Consider the following 16,355-nt stretch of genomic DNA (forward strand, 5'->3'; position numbering starts at 1 on the left):
AATCGAAGTCGCCAATGGCGCGGACGTAGTCGCCCTTGGCGCTGTAGAGCTGGGCGCGGGCGAAATAGGCGTTGCGCTCGGTCTGCGGTGCCTGCGCGATCGCGCGGGAGAAATCCTCGATCGCGTGATCGATGTCGCCCTTGCGCCGGTAGGCCTGGCCGCGCCAGTAGAACGCGTTCGGCGTGTTCGCATTGACGGCAATCGCGGTGTTGGCGTCGGCCAGCGCCGCATCGGGCAGCCCGGATTCGACATAGGCCCGCGCCCGTCCGACATGGGCCGCGGGCAGATCCTGTCGCAGCGTGATCGCCTGGTCGTAGTCCGAGATCGCATCGCTCCAGGCGTGCTGATCGGCGCGCAGATTACCACGCGCGAGGAAGCCGAACGGGTTCTTCGGCTCGAGCTCGATCGCACGATCGAAATCGGCGCGGGCCTGATCCGCCTTGCCTTTGCGCTGCTGCACATAGCCATGCGCGATCAGCGCCGAAACGAATTGCGGGTTCAGCTGCAGCGCAGCCTCGGTATCGCTCAAGGCCTGATCGAACTTGTTGCGGCCGATATAGACCCGCGCGCGGCCCGCGAAAGCCTTGGTGCGATCCTCCGTGGAGCGCGCGGCATCGTCGATGATGGCCGAGCAGGCCGCCTCGGCCTTGTCGGTCGGCGGCCCGTTGCAGTCCTCGACGTCGCCGGCGCGAGCCGGGCCGGCAAGCACCGGCCACAGCAGCACAAGCCCCAGCAACAATTGGAAACGAACACCACGGGTCGCGGCATCGGTGCTAGTCGGACGCAGACGCATATCGTAGCCTCGGGTTTGACCGAATGCTGCTAATCTTACCGCGTCACTTGGCTCGAAAAGTGATGGGCGCAGAACGTCGTGTCGAACTTTGGGGTTCGGTTCCAGCACCGATGACGCAGACTCCTAAAATCAACGGGAGTGGAACACCACGGAACACGCGGCGGCAACACTCGGCCGTTCAATCTTCCGTCACCCATTCGGCGACGGTCATGACGTCTGGCGGCTGCAGATAGCCGCGGGGCCACAGATCGACGGCCCATTCCACCTTGGTGGCGCGTTCGAGCAGAACGGCGGTATTGTGCGGCGTCTGCCCCAGCGAGAACCCGCGGTAGTGGGGATCGCCGACGTCGTGGAACTTGAACAGATTCCATGACTGCATCACCAGCATCAGGCTGGTCGTGTTGCGCGTCGTGTCCCAGCAATCGTAATTGTGCTTGTCGTCGTTGGCGCGGAAGTCCGCCTTCGCCACGCGCTTGTCGGTGCCGAGGATCGGCCCCATGCGGCGGTCGAACCAGATCACCGCCTTTTGCACGGCCGCGCGTTCGGCGGCCGCGTTGGCGCGGCCGGTGGCCATGATTCTGCTCAGCGCCGCCCTGTCGGCTGCGTTGAAGTCGAGCATCTCGCGGCGCCGGCAGACGAAGCCGTAGCACACGGTCATCGTCGAGGCCGACGGCGGATAGATCGAGACCGAGGTATAGAGTTGCATAATGCCGGAGCTGAGCTCGGCCGCGCGGACCGGCGCCGCTGAGGGCAGCGCAAGCATGAGCGCGGCAAGCGCACCGGCAAACCCGGCTCGCTTGATCCGTATCGGCTGATCGGCGTCTTCCATGAACCACTGCCCTACCCTGCACGACAGGATTATCGCGGGCGCGTCACGATGCCAATACATCCGGCGCATGGCTGTGGATCACATCGAACGGCCGTCAACCGACCGGCAGCGGCGCATCGCGCTTGACTTCCTCCATCACCGCGTAGGTTCGCGTCTCGCGCACGCCCGGCAGCGCCAGCAGGGTCTCGCCGAGGAAACGGCGATAGGCGGTCATGTTGGCGACGCGGGCCTTGACCAGATAATCGAAGCCGCCGGCCACCATGTGACACTCCAGCACCTCCGGCGCGGTCTGGACCGCCTTCGCAAACTTCTCGAATACATCCGGCGTGGTCTTGTCGAGCAGCACCTCGACAAACACCAGCAGGCCGAGCCCGAGCCGGTGCGGGTTGAGCCTTGCGCCATAGCCCTCGACAAAGCCGTCGCGCTGCAACCGCTTCAGCCGTTCGCCGACCGAGGTCGGCGACAGGCCGATCCGTTCGGCCAGCTCCACATTGGCAATCCTCCCATCCCCTTGCAGGATCGAGAGGATTTTGCGGTCTGTCTTGTCAATCTCTGTCATATCTACGGCAACAAGATAGTCTGTCCTGATTTTCTAAGGTAAATCTGCTAATTTGTCTATCGAACTACGGTCCACGGGCGCGTAGGTGTTCCCGTGCAACCCCAGGGAACCACCACCATGCCAGACCCGTCCCCGCTCCCGCCGCCGTTCAGCCCGCCCTATGCCCCCGACGACGGCGCCATCGCCGGCCGCCTGCGCCGGGACTCCAGGCTCGGTGCGGAGGCAGAGGCCCGCATCGACCGCACCGCGACCCGCCTGATCGAGGCGATCAGGGCGAACGACGATCCGCTCGGCGGGGTCGAGGACATGCTGCGGGAGTTCGCGCTGTCGACCAAAGAGGGGCTGGCACTGATGGTGCTGGCGGAGGCGCTGCTGCGGGTGCCTGACGCGCGCACCGCCGACCAGTTCATCGAGGACAAGCTCGGCCAGGGCGACTTCGTCAACCACGAGACCAAATCCAGCGCGTTCCTGGTCAACGCCTCAGCCTGGGCCCTCGGCATGTCGGCGCGCGTGATCCAGCCCGGCGAGACACCGCAGGGAACGATCGGCCGGCTGACCAAGCGGCTCGGCGCACCGGCGGTGCGCGCCGCGACGCGGCAGGCGATGCGGCTGATGGGCAGCCATTTCGTGCTCGGCGAGACCATCGAGGCGGCGCTGGCGCGGGCACAATCGCACACCGCCCGCGGCTCGCGCTATTCCTTCGACATGCTCGGCGAAGGCGCGCGCACCGCCGACGACGCCCACCGCTATTTCGAATCCTACGCCCGCGCGATCGACGCGATCGGCAAGGCGGCCGGCGATCAGCCCCTGCCCGACCGGCCCGGCATCTCGGTGAAACTCTCCGCGCTGCATCCGCGCTTCGAGGCGGTCAGCCATATGCGGGTGATGAGCGAGCTGGTGCCTCAGCTGATCGATCTGGCGCGTCGCGCCAAAGCGTTCGACCTCAACTTCACCGTCGATGCGGAGGAAGCCGATCGGCTGGAGCTGTCGCTTGACGTCATCGCAGCGGCCTTCGCCGACCCGTCGCTCGCCGGATGGAGCGGCTTTGGCCTCGCCATCCAGGCCTATCAGAAGCGCGCCGCAGACGTGATCGACTATATCGATGCACTGACACGCGCGCTCGACCGCCGGATGATGGTGCGGCTGGTCAAGGGCGCCTATTGGGACACTGAGATCAAGCGCGCGCAGGAGCGCGGGCTCGACGGCTATCCGGTGTTCACCCGCAAGGCGATGACCGACCTGAACTACGTCGCCTGCGCGCGCAAGCTGCTGGCATTGCGGCCGCGGCTGTTTCCGCAATTCGCCACCCACAACGCGCTGACGGTCGCGACTATCCTCGAACTATCGGACGATCCCAACAGCTTCGAATTCCAGCGGCTGCACGGCATGGGCGAGGCGCTCTACGCGCAGCTCGGCGAAGACAGACCCGAGATCGCCCACCGCACCTATGCGCCGGTCGGCAGCCACCGCGACCTGCTTGCCTATCTGGTGCGGCGCTTGCTCGAGAACGGCGCCAACTCGTCTTTTGTGGCGCTGGCCGCGGACAATCGCGTGTCGATCGTCGACCTGCTGCGCCGCCCTGCCGACATCATCGGCGCTGACAACAAGGCCACGCATTCCGGAATTCCGTTGCCGGCCGATCTCTATCGGCCGCAGCGTTCGAATTCGCACGGCATCGAGTTCGGGGAACGAAAGGCGCTGGACGCGCTGACCTCGGCGATCGCAGCCGAGCGCAAGGCTGCGCCCAACCCAGTCGCGACGTCGACGACCGAGCAGGCGAATGCAGCGGTCGCCACGGCACGCCGTGGCTTCAAGGCCTGGAATGCCACGCCGGCCACACAACGTGCAGCGATCCTCGACAAGGCCGCCGACCTGCTCGAGCAGCGTCGCGCACATTTCCTCGCCCTGCTGCAAAGCGAAGGCGGCAAGACCCTCGACGATGCGCTCTCCGAAGTGCGCGAGGCGATCGACTTCTGCCGCTACTATGCCGCGCTCGGCCAAAAACTGTTCGGCAGTGGCGAGACGATGCCGGGGCCGACCGGCGAGAGCAACGTGCTGGAGCTGCACGGTCGCGGCGCGTTCGTCGCGATCTCGCCATGGAATTTCCCGCTCGCGATCTTCCTCGGCCAGGTGACGGCGGCGCTGATGGCCGGCAATGCGGTGATCGCAAAGCCGGCCGAGCAGACCCCGCGCATCGCGGCCGAGGCGATCACCCTGCTGCATCAGGCCGGCGTGCCGACCTCGGCGCTGCATCTGGTCCAGGGCGACGGAGCGGTCGGCGCCGCGTTGGTGGCGCATCCTGCGATCGCCGGTGTCGTCTTCACCGGCTCGACGGAAGTGGCGCGGTCGATCAACCGCACGCTTGCCGCCAAGGATGGCCCGATCGTGCCGCTGATCGCCGAGACCGGCGGCATCAATGCGATGATCGTCGATGCCACCGCGCTGCCCGAGCAGGTCGCCGACGATGTCGTGACCTCGGCGTTCCGCTCCGCCGGCCAGCGCTGCTCGGCGCTGCGGCTGTTGTTCGTGCAGGATGATGTCGCCGATCGCATGATCGAGATGATCGCCGGCGCCGCGCGCCAATTGAAGATCGGCGATCCCTCCGAGCCGTCGACGCATATCGGTCCGGTGATCGATGCCGAGGCGAAGCAGCGGCTGGATGCCCATATCGCGCGGATGAAACAGCAAGGGCGGGTGCATCTCGCCGGCGAGGCGCCATCAGGCAATTTCGTCGCGCCGCATATCTTCGAACTGTCGGCGGCGAGCCAGCTCACCGAGGAGGTGTTCGGCCCGATCCTGCATGTCGTGCGCTACCGTGCGGAGCGGCTCGGCGACGTGCTGGCCGCGATCGAGGCCACCGGCTTCGGCCTGACGCTCGGCATCCATTCCCGCATCGACGACACCATCGAGCATGTGATCGACCGCCTCCAGGTTGGCAACATCTATGTCAACCGCAACATGATCGGCGCCGTGGTCGGCGTGCAGCCGTTCGGCGGCAGCGGCCTCTCCGGCACCGGCCCCAAGGCGGGCGGCCCGCATTACCTCACACGCTTCGCCACCGAGCAGACGATCACGATCAACACGGCGGCTGCGGGCGGCAACGCGGCACTGATGGCGGGGGTGGAGTAACAGGCACCGTCATTGCGAGCGAAGCGAAGCAATCCACACCTCCACTTGTTGAGGCATGGATTGCTTCGTCGCTACGCTCCTCGCAATGACGGCCAACAACCCGTTGCATCGTGCCCCCGAGATGGTTCAAATGGCACTCCGATCGGGATCATCGCACGCGATAATTCCAGCTACCGGAAAAACACCAACAAGCGCCACGGGAGCGACGGCACGATGGAAAAAGGCATTTTTGACGGGCTCAAGGTCCTGGACTGCGCGAGCTTCATCGCAGCGCCCGCGGCCGCCACCGTGCTGTCCGACTTCGGCGCCGACGTCATCAAGATCGAGCCGCCCGGCGCCGGCGACCCCTACCGCAACCTGCCCAATCTGCCCGGCTATCCCGCGAGCGAGCACAATTTCGCGTGGATGCTGGAGGCGCGCAACAAGAAGAGCCTGGCGCTCGATCTCACCAAGCCCGAGGCCCGCGAGGTGCTCTACAAGCTGGTCGCCGAGGCCGACGTGTTCATCACCAACATGCCGCCGCAGGTGCGCGAAAAGCTCGGCATCACCCATGATCATCTCGCCCATCTCAACGACCGGCTGATCTACGCGTCGTTCACCGGCTATGGCGAGAAGGGCGAGGAGGCCAACAAGCCCGGCTTCGATTCCAACGCCTATTGGGCCCGCTCCGGCCTGATGGACCTGGTGCGTGCCGACGAGGACACCACGCCGGCCCGTTCGGTCGCCGGCATGGGTGACCATCCCTGCGCGATGGCATTCTACGGCGCGATCGTCACCGCGCTGTTCCAGCGCGAGAAGACCGGCAAGGGCTCGCACGTCTCGACCAATCTGATGGCCAACGGCGTCTGGGCCAATGGCGTGCTGGCGCAGGCCAAGCTTGCCGGCGCCAAGTTCAAGAAGCGCAAGCCGCGCGAAGAGGCGCTCAACGCCGTCACCAACCACTACAAGTGCAGAGACGGCCGCTGGCTGATCCTGTCGCTGCTCAATGAAGACCGGCAATGGCCGACCTTGGCGCGCTGCATGGACCGTGAGGACCTCGTCGCCGACGCCCGCTTCGCCACCAAGGCGGACCGCCATGCGCGCTCGGTCGAGCTGATCAAGATTTTTGACGAGGTGTTCGCCAGCAAGGATCTCGCCGAATGGCGCAAGATCCTCGACGGCAACGGCCTGGTGTTCGGCGTCGTCGGCATCCTCGACGACATTCCGAACGACAAGCAGATGATCGAGAACGAGGTGCTAGTGCGTTTCGAGAACGACACCATGCTGACGGTCAACAGCCCGATCTTCATCGACGGCACCAAGAAGGTGCAGCCGCGTAAGCCGCCCGAGGTCGGCGAGCACTCCGACGAGATCCTGCGCCAGGCCGGCTATGACGAGGCCACGATCCGGAAGCTGCGCGCATCCGGCGCGGTGGCGTAGTCACGCTACACGTAGCCCCGATGGAGCCAACGGGTCGCGCGAATGCGCGCCCGATGACAGGCTCCGCGCAATCCGGGGCGGCTGCGTCCGCGAATGCCTCCGTTCCCGGATTTCGCTTCGCTCCATCCGGGCTACAAAGGAAGCTCAACGTTTCATCCAGGCCCAGACGATGGCCACCACGATGATGCCGATGATGACCGCGAGCCCGATCGCCCAGCTAGAGACGCGGACGGCACTCACCGCCTGACGTTCGGCCTCGTTGGCCGCGATCTCGCGGTCACGCTGCTTGTTGTCCTCGGAAGCACTCATCGGGCCGTCTCCGGTCAAGAGCTGTCAGATCCTGGGCAAGCTCGACTGTAGCATCAATTAATGACGCGGAGACGCTTCGGTTCCGGCCGATCACCGCCCCTTCACGAAGCACATGCCCATGCGGGAGGTCTTCCCGGCAACCTGGCAGGCGAGCCCCTCGGCGCAGGTCCAGCCGCGGAAACTGCGGTCGGTCGCGGCCGGCCTCGTGCCGGGCAGATAGCAATGCGCGCCCCAGCCGTCGCTGTATTCGGTGCCGGCAAGCTCGATGCTGCCGCGCGCCTGCGGCCGGTTGGAGAAGCCGCGCGAGAAATCCGGCGCCTTGCCGTCGCGGAAGCTTGTCAGGATGTCGCGGCGGCGCGGCTGGTCGCCGAAGAAATGCGGCGAGGCCGGCACGACAGTGGAGTTCGACGGCCTTGCCGCCATCCAGTCGACACCGGGGAAATGGAAGCCGCCGATGCCGCGGGTCTGGTGGCAGCCGACGCAGGTGACGTCGTTGAGCCGCCGCTCGAAGCCGGCCAGCGACTGGATGTTCTGCAGCTTGGTCCCGTCAGCGGCGGCCTTCTTCAAGGCTCCGACGATATCGTCATCCGAGAACACCGCAGTGCCGGCCGTCCCCTCGCCCTGCACCATGCCGAATTCGGGCTCCAGCTCGCTGACATCAAAGCCGGCCGGCGTCGGCGCGACCGCTGAGGTCGCGAGGAAGCGATCGGGGATCAGCAAGGTGCCGCGATCGAGCGCGGCGAAATGCTCGGGATCGAGCAGCCACGCCTTGAAGTCGCGCTTCAGCGCCTCGTCGGCGAGGATGCGATCGCGATCGATCTGGTTCTCCAGCGGTGCTTCGGCAAAGCGTTTCGCCGCGCCATCATAGTCGAACACCTTCAGCAGATAGTCGGTACGGAAATCGCGCGCCGCGGATTTCGGCGCGTGGGCGATCTGCAGATTGGTCTCGATCCGGTCGATATTGCGGGCATCGATCAGTTCGAGCGGGCCGTCCTGGCCGAACAATTTCTCCAGCGCAAGCTGAGTGCCGCCGGTCGCCAGCCAGCGCCGCGCGATCTCGCGACAGGACAGTGATGCGTCGTTGCCGTCGCCCTTCGCCTTCAACACCAGGTTCAGCGTCATCGGCAGCCGCTGCGACACCGCGTTCTCGCCGATCAGCGCCACGTCGGTGCGGGTCAATCGATAGATCAGCCGGATCTCGCCGCAGTCGTTCGGCGCCACATAGGCGCGGTCCATGCGATTGACGATGCCGGCCAGTACGAAGCGAACGTCAGGGGATTCGAACAGCGCGCGATCGAACAGCTGAAACGCAAAGCCGTCGCCGACGCCGATGCTCTCGTTCGGCAGGCTTGCTCTGTGCCTTGCGACATAGCGATCGAATTCACGGTCGAGCGCCTCGCGCACCGGCACCAATGCAGACAAGGCGAACAGGTCGCGGTTGGACAGCGGCGTATGGGCGGAGCGTTCCGGCGCGAGCATCCGGCCGAGACTGAACCTGCTGTGATCGAGTTCGCGCAGGATCGCGGGATCGATCACCGCCGTGCCGCGCTCGAGCGCGCGATCCTCGGCGGCATGTGCCGGCACGGCACCGCCAAGCAGGACGGACATCAGCAGGAGGCATTTCAGTACGCGGCCCATGCCCCCACTAACACCGCGCGGCAAACGCTATTCAAGAAAAATGGCGCTTCACATCGCGGTGAAGCGCCTTGCTGTTGTCAGGTTTCGTGGATCAGCGCGAGACGATCAGGCCCTTGCTGGTGACGACGACCCAGCGGCCGTCCTGCTTGCGGATGGCGTCGACGCGGCCGAGGCCGGGGACGGGATCGCCGGCATAGACCTCGTAGATGCCGCCGCGGCCCTCGATCAGCGCGCCGCCATTGCCGACGTCGCGCAGCGCCCAGCCGTCGATCACCGGCAGGCGGCCGATTTCGGGCTTGGGGGCAACCGGTGCAGCCGCCGTGGTTGCCGGCGGGACCGAACCCGTGACCTCGCGGGCGGGCGTCACAGCGGCGACGGTCGTCTGCGGGGCGCGCAGCTTCTCGACGGTCTCGCTGAGCTTGTTGAGCTTGGCGATCGGCTCGGCCTGGGCCTTCTCGACCTTCTCGATCCGGTCGGTCGCCTTGCTGAACTGGGCCTGGCCGGCCTTTGCGGTCTGCTCGACACTGGCCTTCAGGGCGGCGATCTCGGAGTCGATCCGGGCGATCGCGGCATCGGCCGCTTCCTTGGCGGCAGCGTCGTTGGCAGCCACGTCCCTGACGGAAGCAGCCGCGGGGGCGGCGAGATGGCCAAGGCCTGCGGTCGCAAGCGCACCGCCGATGGCGCCAGCCACGGTCGCCAGCGCGATCACCGCGGCCATCGCCCCGAGCCGGCGCGTGCCGGCCGGTTTGGCGGTCTGCTCGGCACCGGGCTTGGATGCGGTCGCCTCGTGGTCCCAGGTCCGCTCACCGGGCGCCATGATCATCAGCTTGCCCGGGAAACGCGGCTCTTCGCGCTTGCCGGTCTCGACCTCAGGCACGTCCATCTTGGTCGGGTCGATCTTGCCGTCGATCTTGGCATCAATCCTGGCCTCGATCGCGGGATCAAGGCGGGACGGCTCGACCTTCGGGGCATCAACCTTCGGCGCGTCGATCCTGGGCGCATCGGCCTTTGGCGAGGTCTCTTCCTGCTCGGGCGCGAGCCGCGGAGCCTCGACACCGGCCGCGGCCATCGCGGGCTCGCCTTTCGCCGCCATTTCGGCGCCGGTTTGACCGCTGACCGGCTCGCTCTGCTGCTCACTCACGTTCAAAGTCTCCAGACTGGGTTGAGAATTCGGTAACTTTTATTGCTTGCGAAATGGTTACCCCGCTCCGCCATTACCTAAATTTTAGGGAGTTTTCCGGGCCGGATTTGGGCGATGCGGCGCTGCGGCAATCTGCGTCAGCTCCGTTTGCGCGCGGCGCTTTCCCGATTAACATACCGCCATCTTCCAGCCAGAAGGCAGGGGAGTGCTATGACGATCGAGAAATGCATCAATGAATTTGGTGTCGATGACGTCATTTTTGAGGAAGGCTCGACCGGCCGTGAGCTGTTCGTCGTGCTCGACGGCAAGGTCGACATCGCCAAGATCGATGGCCGAAACAAGACCGTCATCGTCCGCCTCGGCAAGGGCGAGTTCTTCGGCGAGATGGCCGTGATCGACGGCTCGGCGCGCTCGGCAACTGCGATCGCCTCGGCGCCGGCGACGCGGGTGATGCGGATCAACCACGCCCGCTTCGTCTATCTGGTCAGCCAGCAGCCGGCCTTCGCGCTGATGGTGATGGATGCGCTCTCGAAACGCCTGCGCGCCTCCAACGCCGTCACTTACCGAACCGCAGGCGCACCATGAGCGACCGCAAGCCGAGCCCGTTCAAGACGCTGTTCGACGCCGACGTCGCGACGCTGATCCAGGCCGCCGACGACGTCTACCAGATCCGCTTCAAGAACCGCGCCGCCAACGCCTATCTGGTGCGCGGCAGCAAGCGCACGATCATGATCGACGTCGGGCTGTCGAGCAACTATCCGTCGCTGGTCGCCTGCCTCGATCATCTTGGCGTAACGCCCGAGATGATCGACATGGTGGTGTTGAGCCACGAGCATCTCGATCACATCGGCGCGGCCTATCATTTCCACGGCTCGGCCTATATCGCCGCGCACCGGCTCGCCGCCAACAAGATCATGCTGCGCGACGACTTCTCGATGCTGCGCAAGATGTTCAACGAGCCGAACGTGCCGATCGACATCGACATCTGGCTCGAGGAGGGCAACCTGATCGACCTCGGCAATTTCCGTCTCAACGTGATGTACACGCCGGGCCATACCTCGGCCTGCATCTCGCTGTTCGACCAGGACAAGGGCCTGTTGTTCGCCGCCGACACGCTGATGCCCGGCGGCGTGATGGGCGGCGTGTTCGGCTCCGGCTCGATTGCCGACTACATCCAGTCGCTGGAGCGGATCAAGGGGCTCAATTCGAAGATCCTGCTGTCCGGCCATGGCCGGCTTTCCGACACGCCGCAGGACGATGTGCGGATCGCGCTGCAACGCTCGCATGGCCTGCTCGAGGACACCGCGCAGCTGTTCGATGCGCTCGACGCGCGCTCGAATTTCGAGCCGATCATGCAGTCGGTGCGCGACCTCAACAAGCTCGACGATTGAGCTTCGCTCGCCGTCGCATTTGACAAATCCGTACGCGGCCTGTTCAACAGCGGCAAAACAACGCTTAAAACAACAGGGAGCGAGGACCATGAAGCTTTACGACTCGATCGGCCCCAATCCGCGCATTGTGCGGATGTTCATGGCCGAGAAGGGCATCGAGATCCCCAAACAGACCGTCGACCTGCGCAAGGGCGAAAACCGCGAGGCGGACCATCTGAAGCGCAATCCGCACGGCCAGATGCCGGCGCTCGAACTCGACTGCGGCAACTACCTCTCGGAAATCACCGCGATCTGCGAATATCTCGAGGAGAAGCACCCCTCGCCCGCGATGATCGGCAGCACGCCGGAAGAACGCGCGGAATGCCGGATGTGGACCCGCCGCGTCGACCTCAACATCGCCGAGCCGCTCGCCAATGGCTACCGCTTCGGCGAGGCGCTGAAGTTCTTCGAGAAGCGCATTCCGGTCGCGCCGGAGGCCTCGCCAGGCTTGAAGATGATCGCCGCCAATCGCATCAAATGGCTCAACGACCAGATGGCCGACGGCCGCGACTACATCTGCGGCCAGCGCTTCACCCTCGCCGACATGCTGCTGTATTGCTGGATCGATTTCGGCAACCAGGTCGGCCAGCCGCTGGACCCCTCGAACGCCAACATCGTCGCCTGGTTCAACCGTGTCGCCGAGCGGCCATCGGTGAAGGCGTAGGTCAAGTTTCACCGTCCTGGGGGCAGGGCTATCGCCTGCCTCCGCAGGGGCGCCCTGCCAAAACATGGAAAACAACCCCATGCAAAGGAGCCGGCGGTAGCTAGGGACCTTCGACCGGGGCGACACATTCGACGCGGCAGCTTGACACGTCGGGCAAATCAGCAGGATAATTCTATTATTCGGAAATTGCGCTGTCGCTCCGGGACGGGGTGAAGAGCCTCAAGCTACATCACCACCGGCTTGTCCGGCAGCTCGTTCGGGCCACCGTCGGCACGCGGGAAATATTTCGCCAGCTCGCGCGACACCGCCGCGATGCCGTTGATCACGCCCTGCTCGAACCGGCCTGCCCGGAAATCCGTTTCCATCGCACGGCAGATCGCCTCCCAGCCCTCGTGGCCGACTTTGGCGTCGATGCCGCGGTCGGCGACGATCTCGACGTCGCGGTCGGCGAGCAACAGATAGATCAGAACACCATTGTTGTGATGGGTGTCCCAAATCCGCAGATGCGAGAACACGTCGAGCGCCCGCTCCCGCGCCGGCTGGTTGCGGAACAGCGGCACGCCGTCGAGCGCGCCCTCGACGACGAAGCGGATCTGGCCCGAATGCGTCGCCTCGCCGGCCTTGATCGCCTGCTCGATGGCGTCGAGCACGCGCGGCGGAAATTCACGCCGCACCCGCCAGCGGTGTTCGAGCAGATGCTTGCCGATGCGCTTGATGCTCATGTGCCTACCAGCTCCCCGAGGCGCCGCCGCCGCCGAAGCTGCCGCCTCCGCCGCTGAAGCCGCCGCTGTCGCCCGAGCTCGAGCCGCTGCTCCAGCCCCCGCCGCCGGACCAGCCCCCGGAATAACCGCCGCCGCGCCGGTACGGTCCGGAGCCAGCCGCCGGACCGCCAAAATTCAAACCGCCGAAGATCAACGCCGCAACACCGGCGAACAACCCGACCACCAGCGCGGTGGCGAGCGAGCCGGCCAGCATCCAGGTGAAGACGCCGACGATGCCGCCGGTCGCGGCAGAGCCCAACAGCCGTCCGAGCAGGCCGCGCAGGAATCCCGCCACGATGATGACGCCGAAGATCACCACCGGATTGGCGAAGTCGACGAGATTGGGCGCCTGCCAATGCTCGGGCTCCGGCGCCGGCAATTGCTCGCCATTGATCAGCCGGATCATCCGGTCGACGCCGGCCGAAATGCCGCCGGCGAAATCGCCGGCCTTGAATTTTGGCGTGATGTCCTCGTCGATGATGCGGTGGGTGACGACATCGCTCAGCACGCCTTCGAGGCCGTAGCCGACCTCGATGCGCAGATGCCGGTCGTTCTTGGCGACCACCAGCAGCGCGCCGTCGTCGACTTTCTTACGCCCGATCTTCCAGGCCTCGGCGACGCGGATCGAGAATTGCTCGATGGTCTCCTCGCCCGTGGTCGGCACGATCAGGACGGCGATCTGGCTGCCCTTGCGGGTCTGAAGATCCTGCAGCCGGTCGGAGAGCGATGCGACGTCGCCAGCCGACAGCGTCCCGGTCTGGTCGACGACGCGGCCGGTGAGCGGAGGCACTGCGACCTCGGCCCACGCCGGGCACATGAAGCCCAGCAGGAAGGCGAGCAGGATGACGCGTGCGGCGGTCATCGCGACAGGCGCAGCCGGCGTTACTTCGACGGCGCGGGTGATGGCGACGGCGCCGGATTGAAATCGACCTTCGGCGCGGTCGAGATCTCCTTCTCATTGTCGACCGTGAAGTTGGGCTTCTCCTTGTAGCCGAACACCATCGCCGTCAGACTGTTCGGGAAGGTGCGGATGCCGACGTTATAGTCCTGCACCGACTTGATGTAGCGGTTGCGCGCCACCGTGATGCGGTTCTCGGTGCCCTCGAGCTGGGCCATCAGATCACGGAACAGCGCATCGGATTTCAGCTGCGGATAATTTTCGGTGACGACCAGGAGCCGCGACAGCGCGCTGGTCAATTCGCCCTGCGCCTGCGTGAACTTCTGGAACGCGGCGGGATCGTTGAGCACCTCGGGCGTTGCCTGGATGCTGCCGACCTTGGCGCGCGCGTTGGTGACGCCGAGCAGCACGTCCTTCTCCTGCTGCGCAAAACCCTTCACCGAGTTGACCAGGTTCGGCACCAGATCGGCGCGCCGCTGGTACTGGTTCACCACCTCCGACCAGTTCGACTTGACCTGCTCGTCATTGGTCTGGATCGCGTTGTAGCCGCAGTTGGTCAGGCTCAAGGTCGCCAGCGCTGCCAGCACGGTCCAAAGCTTGCGCATAAAGATGGTCCTCCCGGTGGATTCTCTCGTCAGGTTAACAGATTTCGGCGCGATAATCCCGCACGGCGGATTTCGCGCTCGCTTTTGCAGGCGATAGCCCTTGCCACTCCCTCCCCGCGCCGTTCATCATGGCGAAAAAATCGATCCTGGGAGGGATCCATGGCGTCTGAACAATTCGAGACGATTGTTGTCGAGCGGCCCGAGCCCGCGATCGCGCGGATCGTGATGAACCGCCCGGAGGCTCGCAACGCCCAGAACCTGCAAATGACCTACGACCTCAACGGCGCCTTCGACCAGGCGGTGCAGGACGACGCGGTCAAGGTCATCATCCTCGCCGGCAACGGCCCGCATTTCTCGGCCGGTCACGATCTCAGGCCAGGGGCCAAGAATCAGGCCGGCGTCGATTTCCCGCCACTCGGAAATTGGGGCGGCTTTGCCGAACCCAATGCCCATGGCCGCTTCGCGCGCGAGCAAGAGATCTACCTGCAGATCACACGGCGCTGGCGCAATCTGGCAAAGCCGACGATCGCCGAGGTGCACGGCAAGTGCATCGCCGGCGGGTTGATGCTGGCCTGGGCCTGCGACCTGATCGTCGCGAGCAGTGATGCCGAGTTCTGCGATCCCGTGGTGACGATGGGGGTCTGCGGCGTCGAGTGGTTCGTGCATCCCTGGGAGCTCGGCGCGCGCAAGGCCAAGGAGATGCTGTTCACTGCCGACGTCTGGAGCGCCGACGAGGCGCATCGCCTCGGCATGGTCAACCACGTGGTGCCGCGCGGCGATCTCACCTCCTTCGCGCTGGCGCTGGCGCGGCGGATCGCGGCCAAGCCCGCCTTTGCGCTGAAGCTCAGCAAGGAGGCGGTGAACCGCTCGATCGACATCATGGGGCAGCCGGCTGCGATCGATCAGGCTTTCGCGCTGCACCAGCTCTGCCACGCCCACAATCTGCAGGAATTCGGCATGGTGGTGGACCCCGCGGGCCTGCATCCCTCCGTCAAGAAAACCGCCAACGTGTAGAAAGCCAGATGGACCTCACCCTCAGCGACGAGCAGCGCCTGCTGCGCGAAAGTGCCGACCGCTTCGTGGCGGAGACCTTCACATCGGAGCATCGCAAGAAGGCGGCGAACGATCCGCTGGGCTATTCGCCGGCGATCTGGAAACAATTCGCCGAGCTCGGCTGGCTGGCGCTGCCGATCGCCGAAGCCCATGGCGGGCTCGGCGGCGGCGCGATCGAGATCGGGCTGTTGATGGAGGCATTCGGCCGTGGCCTCGTGTCGGAACCATTCCTCTCCACCGTCGTGATCGGCGCCGCGCTGGTCGCCGAATGCGGCACCGAGGCACAGCGGCAGGCAATCCTGCCCAAGGTGGCGGAGGGAGCGCTGACGCTCGCCTTCGCGCATTCGGAGCGCGCCGCGCGCTTCGACGTCGCGCATGTCGACACGACCGCCACCAAAACTGCCGATGGCTGGCGGCTGAACGGCAGCAAGATCGCGGTGCTCGACGGCGCCGCCGCCAACCAGATCATCGTCTCCGCCCGCATCGCCAACGCCAATGGTGCATCCGGCAGGGTGGCGCTGTTCCTGGTGCCGGCTGCAACGGCGGGCCTCACGCTTCGCGACTACGCGCGGCTCGGCGGCGGGCGCGGCTGCAATCTCGATCTCAGGGATGTACAAGTGCCCGCCGACGCTTTGCTCGGCGACGGCCGCGATGCCCTGCCGGCGATCGAGACCGTGGTCGACCGCGCGATGGCTGCGCTCGGCGCCGAGGCGGTCGGCATCATGCAGACGCTGCTCGACACCACGCTCGCATACACCAAGATTCGAAAACAGTTCGGACGGCCGCTGTCGGCCAATCAGGTGATCCGCCATCGCCTCGCCGATGTCGCGATGCAGGTCGACGAGGCGCGCTCGATGGCGCTGCGCGCCGCGCTGATGGCGAATGCCGAGCCAGTGGCCCGCGGCCGCGCGGCGTCCGGCGCCAAGGCAAAAATCGGCAAATGCGCGCGCTTTGTCGCCGAGCAGGCGGTGCAGCTGCATGGCGCCATGGGCGTCACCGAGGAGCTCGACATCGGTGCCTATTTCAAGCGGCTGCTCGCCTTCGACACGCTGTTCGGCGGCAGCGCCCATCATTATCGCCGCCACGCCGCGTTGAGCGGCCGCGTCCACGCCTGACGGAGAGCGCAG

The 16,355-nt window shown here is 65.7% G+C and carries 15 protein-coding genes and 1 pseudogene; 7 read left to right on the plus strand and 9 right to left on the minus strand.

Annotated features, from left to right (window positions below):
- Positions 1-124 precede the first annotated feature (124 nt).
- The 3 genes and pseudogenes from ACVINW_RS03085 to ACVINW_RS03095 form a co-directional block, all read right to left on the minus strand.
- Positions 125-793: pseudogene (locus ACVINW_RS03085) on the minus strand (tetratricopeptide repeat protein); the annotation flags it as partial.
- A 178-nt stretch (positions 794-971) separates the two neighbouring features.
- Complete coding sequence (locus ACVINW_RS03090; protein ID WP_456749946.1) at positions 972-1,622, minus strand: hypothetical protein; 651 nt, start codon at positions 1,620-1,622, stop codon at positions 972-974.
- A gap of 94 nt (positions 1,623-1,716) precedes the next feature.
- Positions 1,717-2,181: an Lrp/AsnC ligand binding domain-containing protein gene (locus ACVINW_RS03095; protein ID WP_024583796.1), complete on the minus strand. Its 465-nt coding sequence runs from the start codon at positions 2,179-2,181 to the stop codon at positions 1,717-1,719.
- 117 nt (positions 2,182-2,298) lie between these two features.
- Here ACVINW_RS03095 and putA point away from each other — a divergent pair, with 117 nt between their 5' ends.
- Together putA and ACVINW_RS03105 are read left to right on the plus strand one after the other, a co-directional pair.
- On the plus strand, positions 2,299-5,310 hold the full coding sequence (gene putA, locus ACVINW_RS03100) for a bifunctional proline dehydrogenase/L-glutamate gamma-semialdehyde dehydrogenase PutA (RefSeq protein WP_456749947.1): 3,012 nt from the start codon (positions 2,299-2,301) through the stop codon (positions 5,308-5,310).
- Between the two features lie 213 nt (positions 5,311-5,523).
- Positions 5,524-6,729, plus strand: coding sequence for a CaiB/BaiF CoA transferase family protein (locus ACVINW_RS03105; RefSeq protein ID WP_456749948.1), 1,206 nt, complete (start codon positions 5,524-5,526; stop codon positions 6,727-6,729).
- 144 nt (positions 6,730-6,873) lie between these two features.
- Here the strand turns inward: ACVINW_RS03105 and ACVINW_RS03110 are convergent, their stop codons facing one another.
- From ACVINW_RS03110 to ACVINW_RS03120, 3 genes are all read right to left on the minus strand, one after another.
- Complete coding sequence (locus ACVINW_RS03110; RefSeq protein ID WP_456749949.1) at positions 6,874-7,038, minus strand: hypothetical protein; 165 nt, start codon at positions 7,036-7,038, stop codon at positions 6,874-6,876.
- Positions 7,039-7,128: 90 nt separating this feature from the next.
- Positions 7,129-8,676: a hypothetical protein gene (locus ACVINW_RS03115; protein WP_456749950.1), complete on the minus strand. Its 1,548-nt coding sequence runs from the start codon at positions 8,674-8,676 to the stop codon at positions 7,129-7,131.
- A 91-nt stretch (positions 8,677-8,767) separates the two neighbouring features.
- Positions 8,768-9,823, minus strand: a complete 1,056-nt coding sequence (locus ACVINW_RS03120) for a hypothetical protein (RefSeq protein ID WP_456749951.1) — start codon at positions 9,821-9,823, stop codon at positions 8,768-8,770.
- 204 nt (positions 9,824-10,027) lie between these two features.
- Between ACVINW_RS03120 and ACVINW_RS03125 the strand changes: the two genes are divergently transcribed.
- The 3 genes from ACVINW_RS03125 to ACVINW_RS03135 all read left to right on the plus strand — a co-directional run bounded on the left by ACVINW_RS03125 (position 10,028) and on the right by ACVINW_RS03135 (position 11,911).
- Positions 10,028-10,402 carry a Crp/Fnr family transcriptional regulator gene (locus ACVINW_RS03125; protein WP_456749952.1) on the plus strand — a complete coding sequence of 125 codons (375 nt, stop codon included), beginning with the start codon at positions 10,028-10,030 and terminating at the stop codon, positions 10,400-10,402.
- Positions 10,399-11,208 carry an MBL fold metallo-hydrolase gene (locus tag ACVINW_RS03130; protein WP_456749953.1) on the plus strand — a complete coding sequence of 270 codons (810 nt, stop codon included), beginning with the start codon at positions 10,399-10,401 and terminating at the stop codon, positions 11,206-11,208. Before ACVINW_RS03125 ends, ACVINW_RS03130 begins: the two co-directional genes overlap by 4 nt.
- An 88-nt stretch (positions 11,209-11,296) precedes the next feature.
- Positions 11,297-11,911, plus strand: coding sequence for a glutathione S-transferase family protein (locus ACVINW_RS03135; RefSeq protein WP_456749954.1), 615 nt, complete (start codon positions 11,297-11,299; stop codon positions 11,909-11,911).
- Between the two features lie 224 nt (positions 11,912-12,135).
- Here the strand turns inward: ACVINW_RS03135 and ACVINW_RS03140 are convergent, their stop codons facing one another.
- From ACVINW_RS03140 to ACVINW_RS03150, 3 genes are read right to left on the minus strand one after another with little or no spacing between them, the layout of a single operon-like run.
- Positions 12,136-12,633, minus strand: coding sequence for a TPM domain-containing protein (locus ACVINW_RS03140; protein ID WP_456749955.1), 498 nt, complete (start codon positions 12,631-12,633; stop codon positions 12,136-12,138).
- A gap of 4 nt (positions 12,634-12,637) precedes the next feature.
- Entirely contained in the window at positions 12,638-13,534 is an 897-nt protein-coding gene (locus ACVINW_RS03145; protein WP_456749956.1) for a TPM domain-containing protein, read from the minus strand.
- A 20-nt stretch (positions 13,535-13,554) separates the two neighbouring features.
- Positions 13,555-14,175: a LemA family protein gene (locus ACVINW_RS03150; RefSeq protein ID WP_456749957.1), complete on the minus strand. Its 621-nt coding sequence runs from the start codon at positions 14,173-14,175 to the stop codon at positions 13,555-13,557.
- A gap of 159 nt (positions 14,176-14,334) precedes the next feature.
- Between ACVINW_RS03150 and ACVINW_RS03155 the strand changes: the two genes are divergently transcribed.
- Positions 14,335-15,189: an enoyl-CoA hydratase gene (locus ACVINW_RS03155; protein ID WP_456749958.1), complete on the plus strand. Its 855-nt coding sequence runs from the start codon at positions 14,335-14,337 to the stop codon at positions 15,187-15,189.
- 8 nt (positions 15,190-15,197) lie between these two features.
- Positions 15,198-16,343: an acyl-CoA dehydrogenase family protein gene (locus ACVINW_RS03160; protein ID WP_456749959.1), complete on the plus strand. Its 1,146-nt coding sequence runs from the start codon at positions 15,198-15,200 to the stop codon at positions 16,341-16,343.
- Positions 16,344-16,355: the final 12 nt, after the last annotated feature.

The organism is Bradyrhizobium sp. USDA 4461, assembly GCF_054055655.1.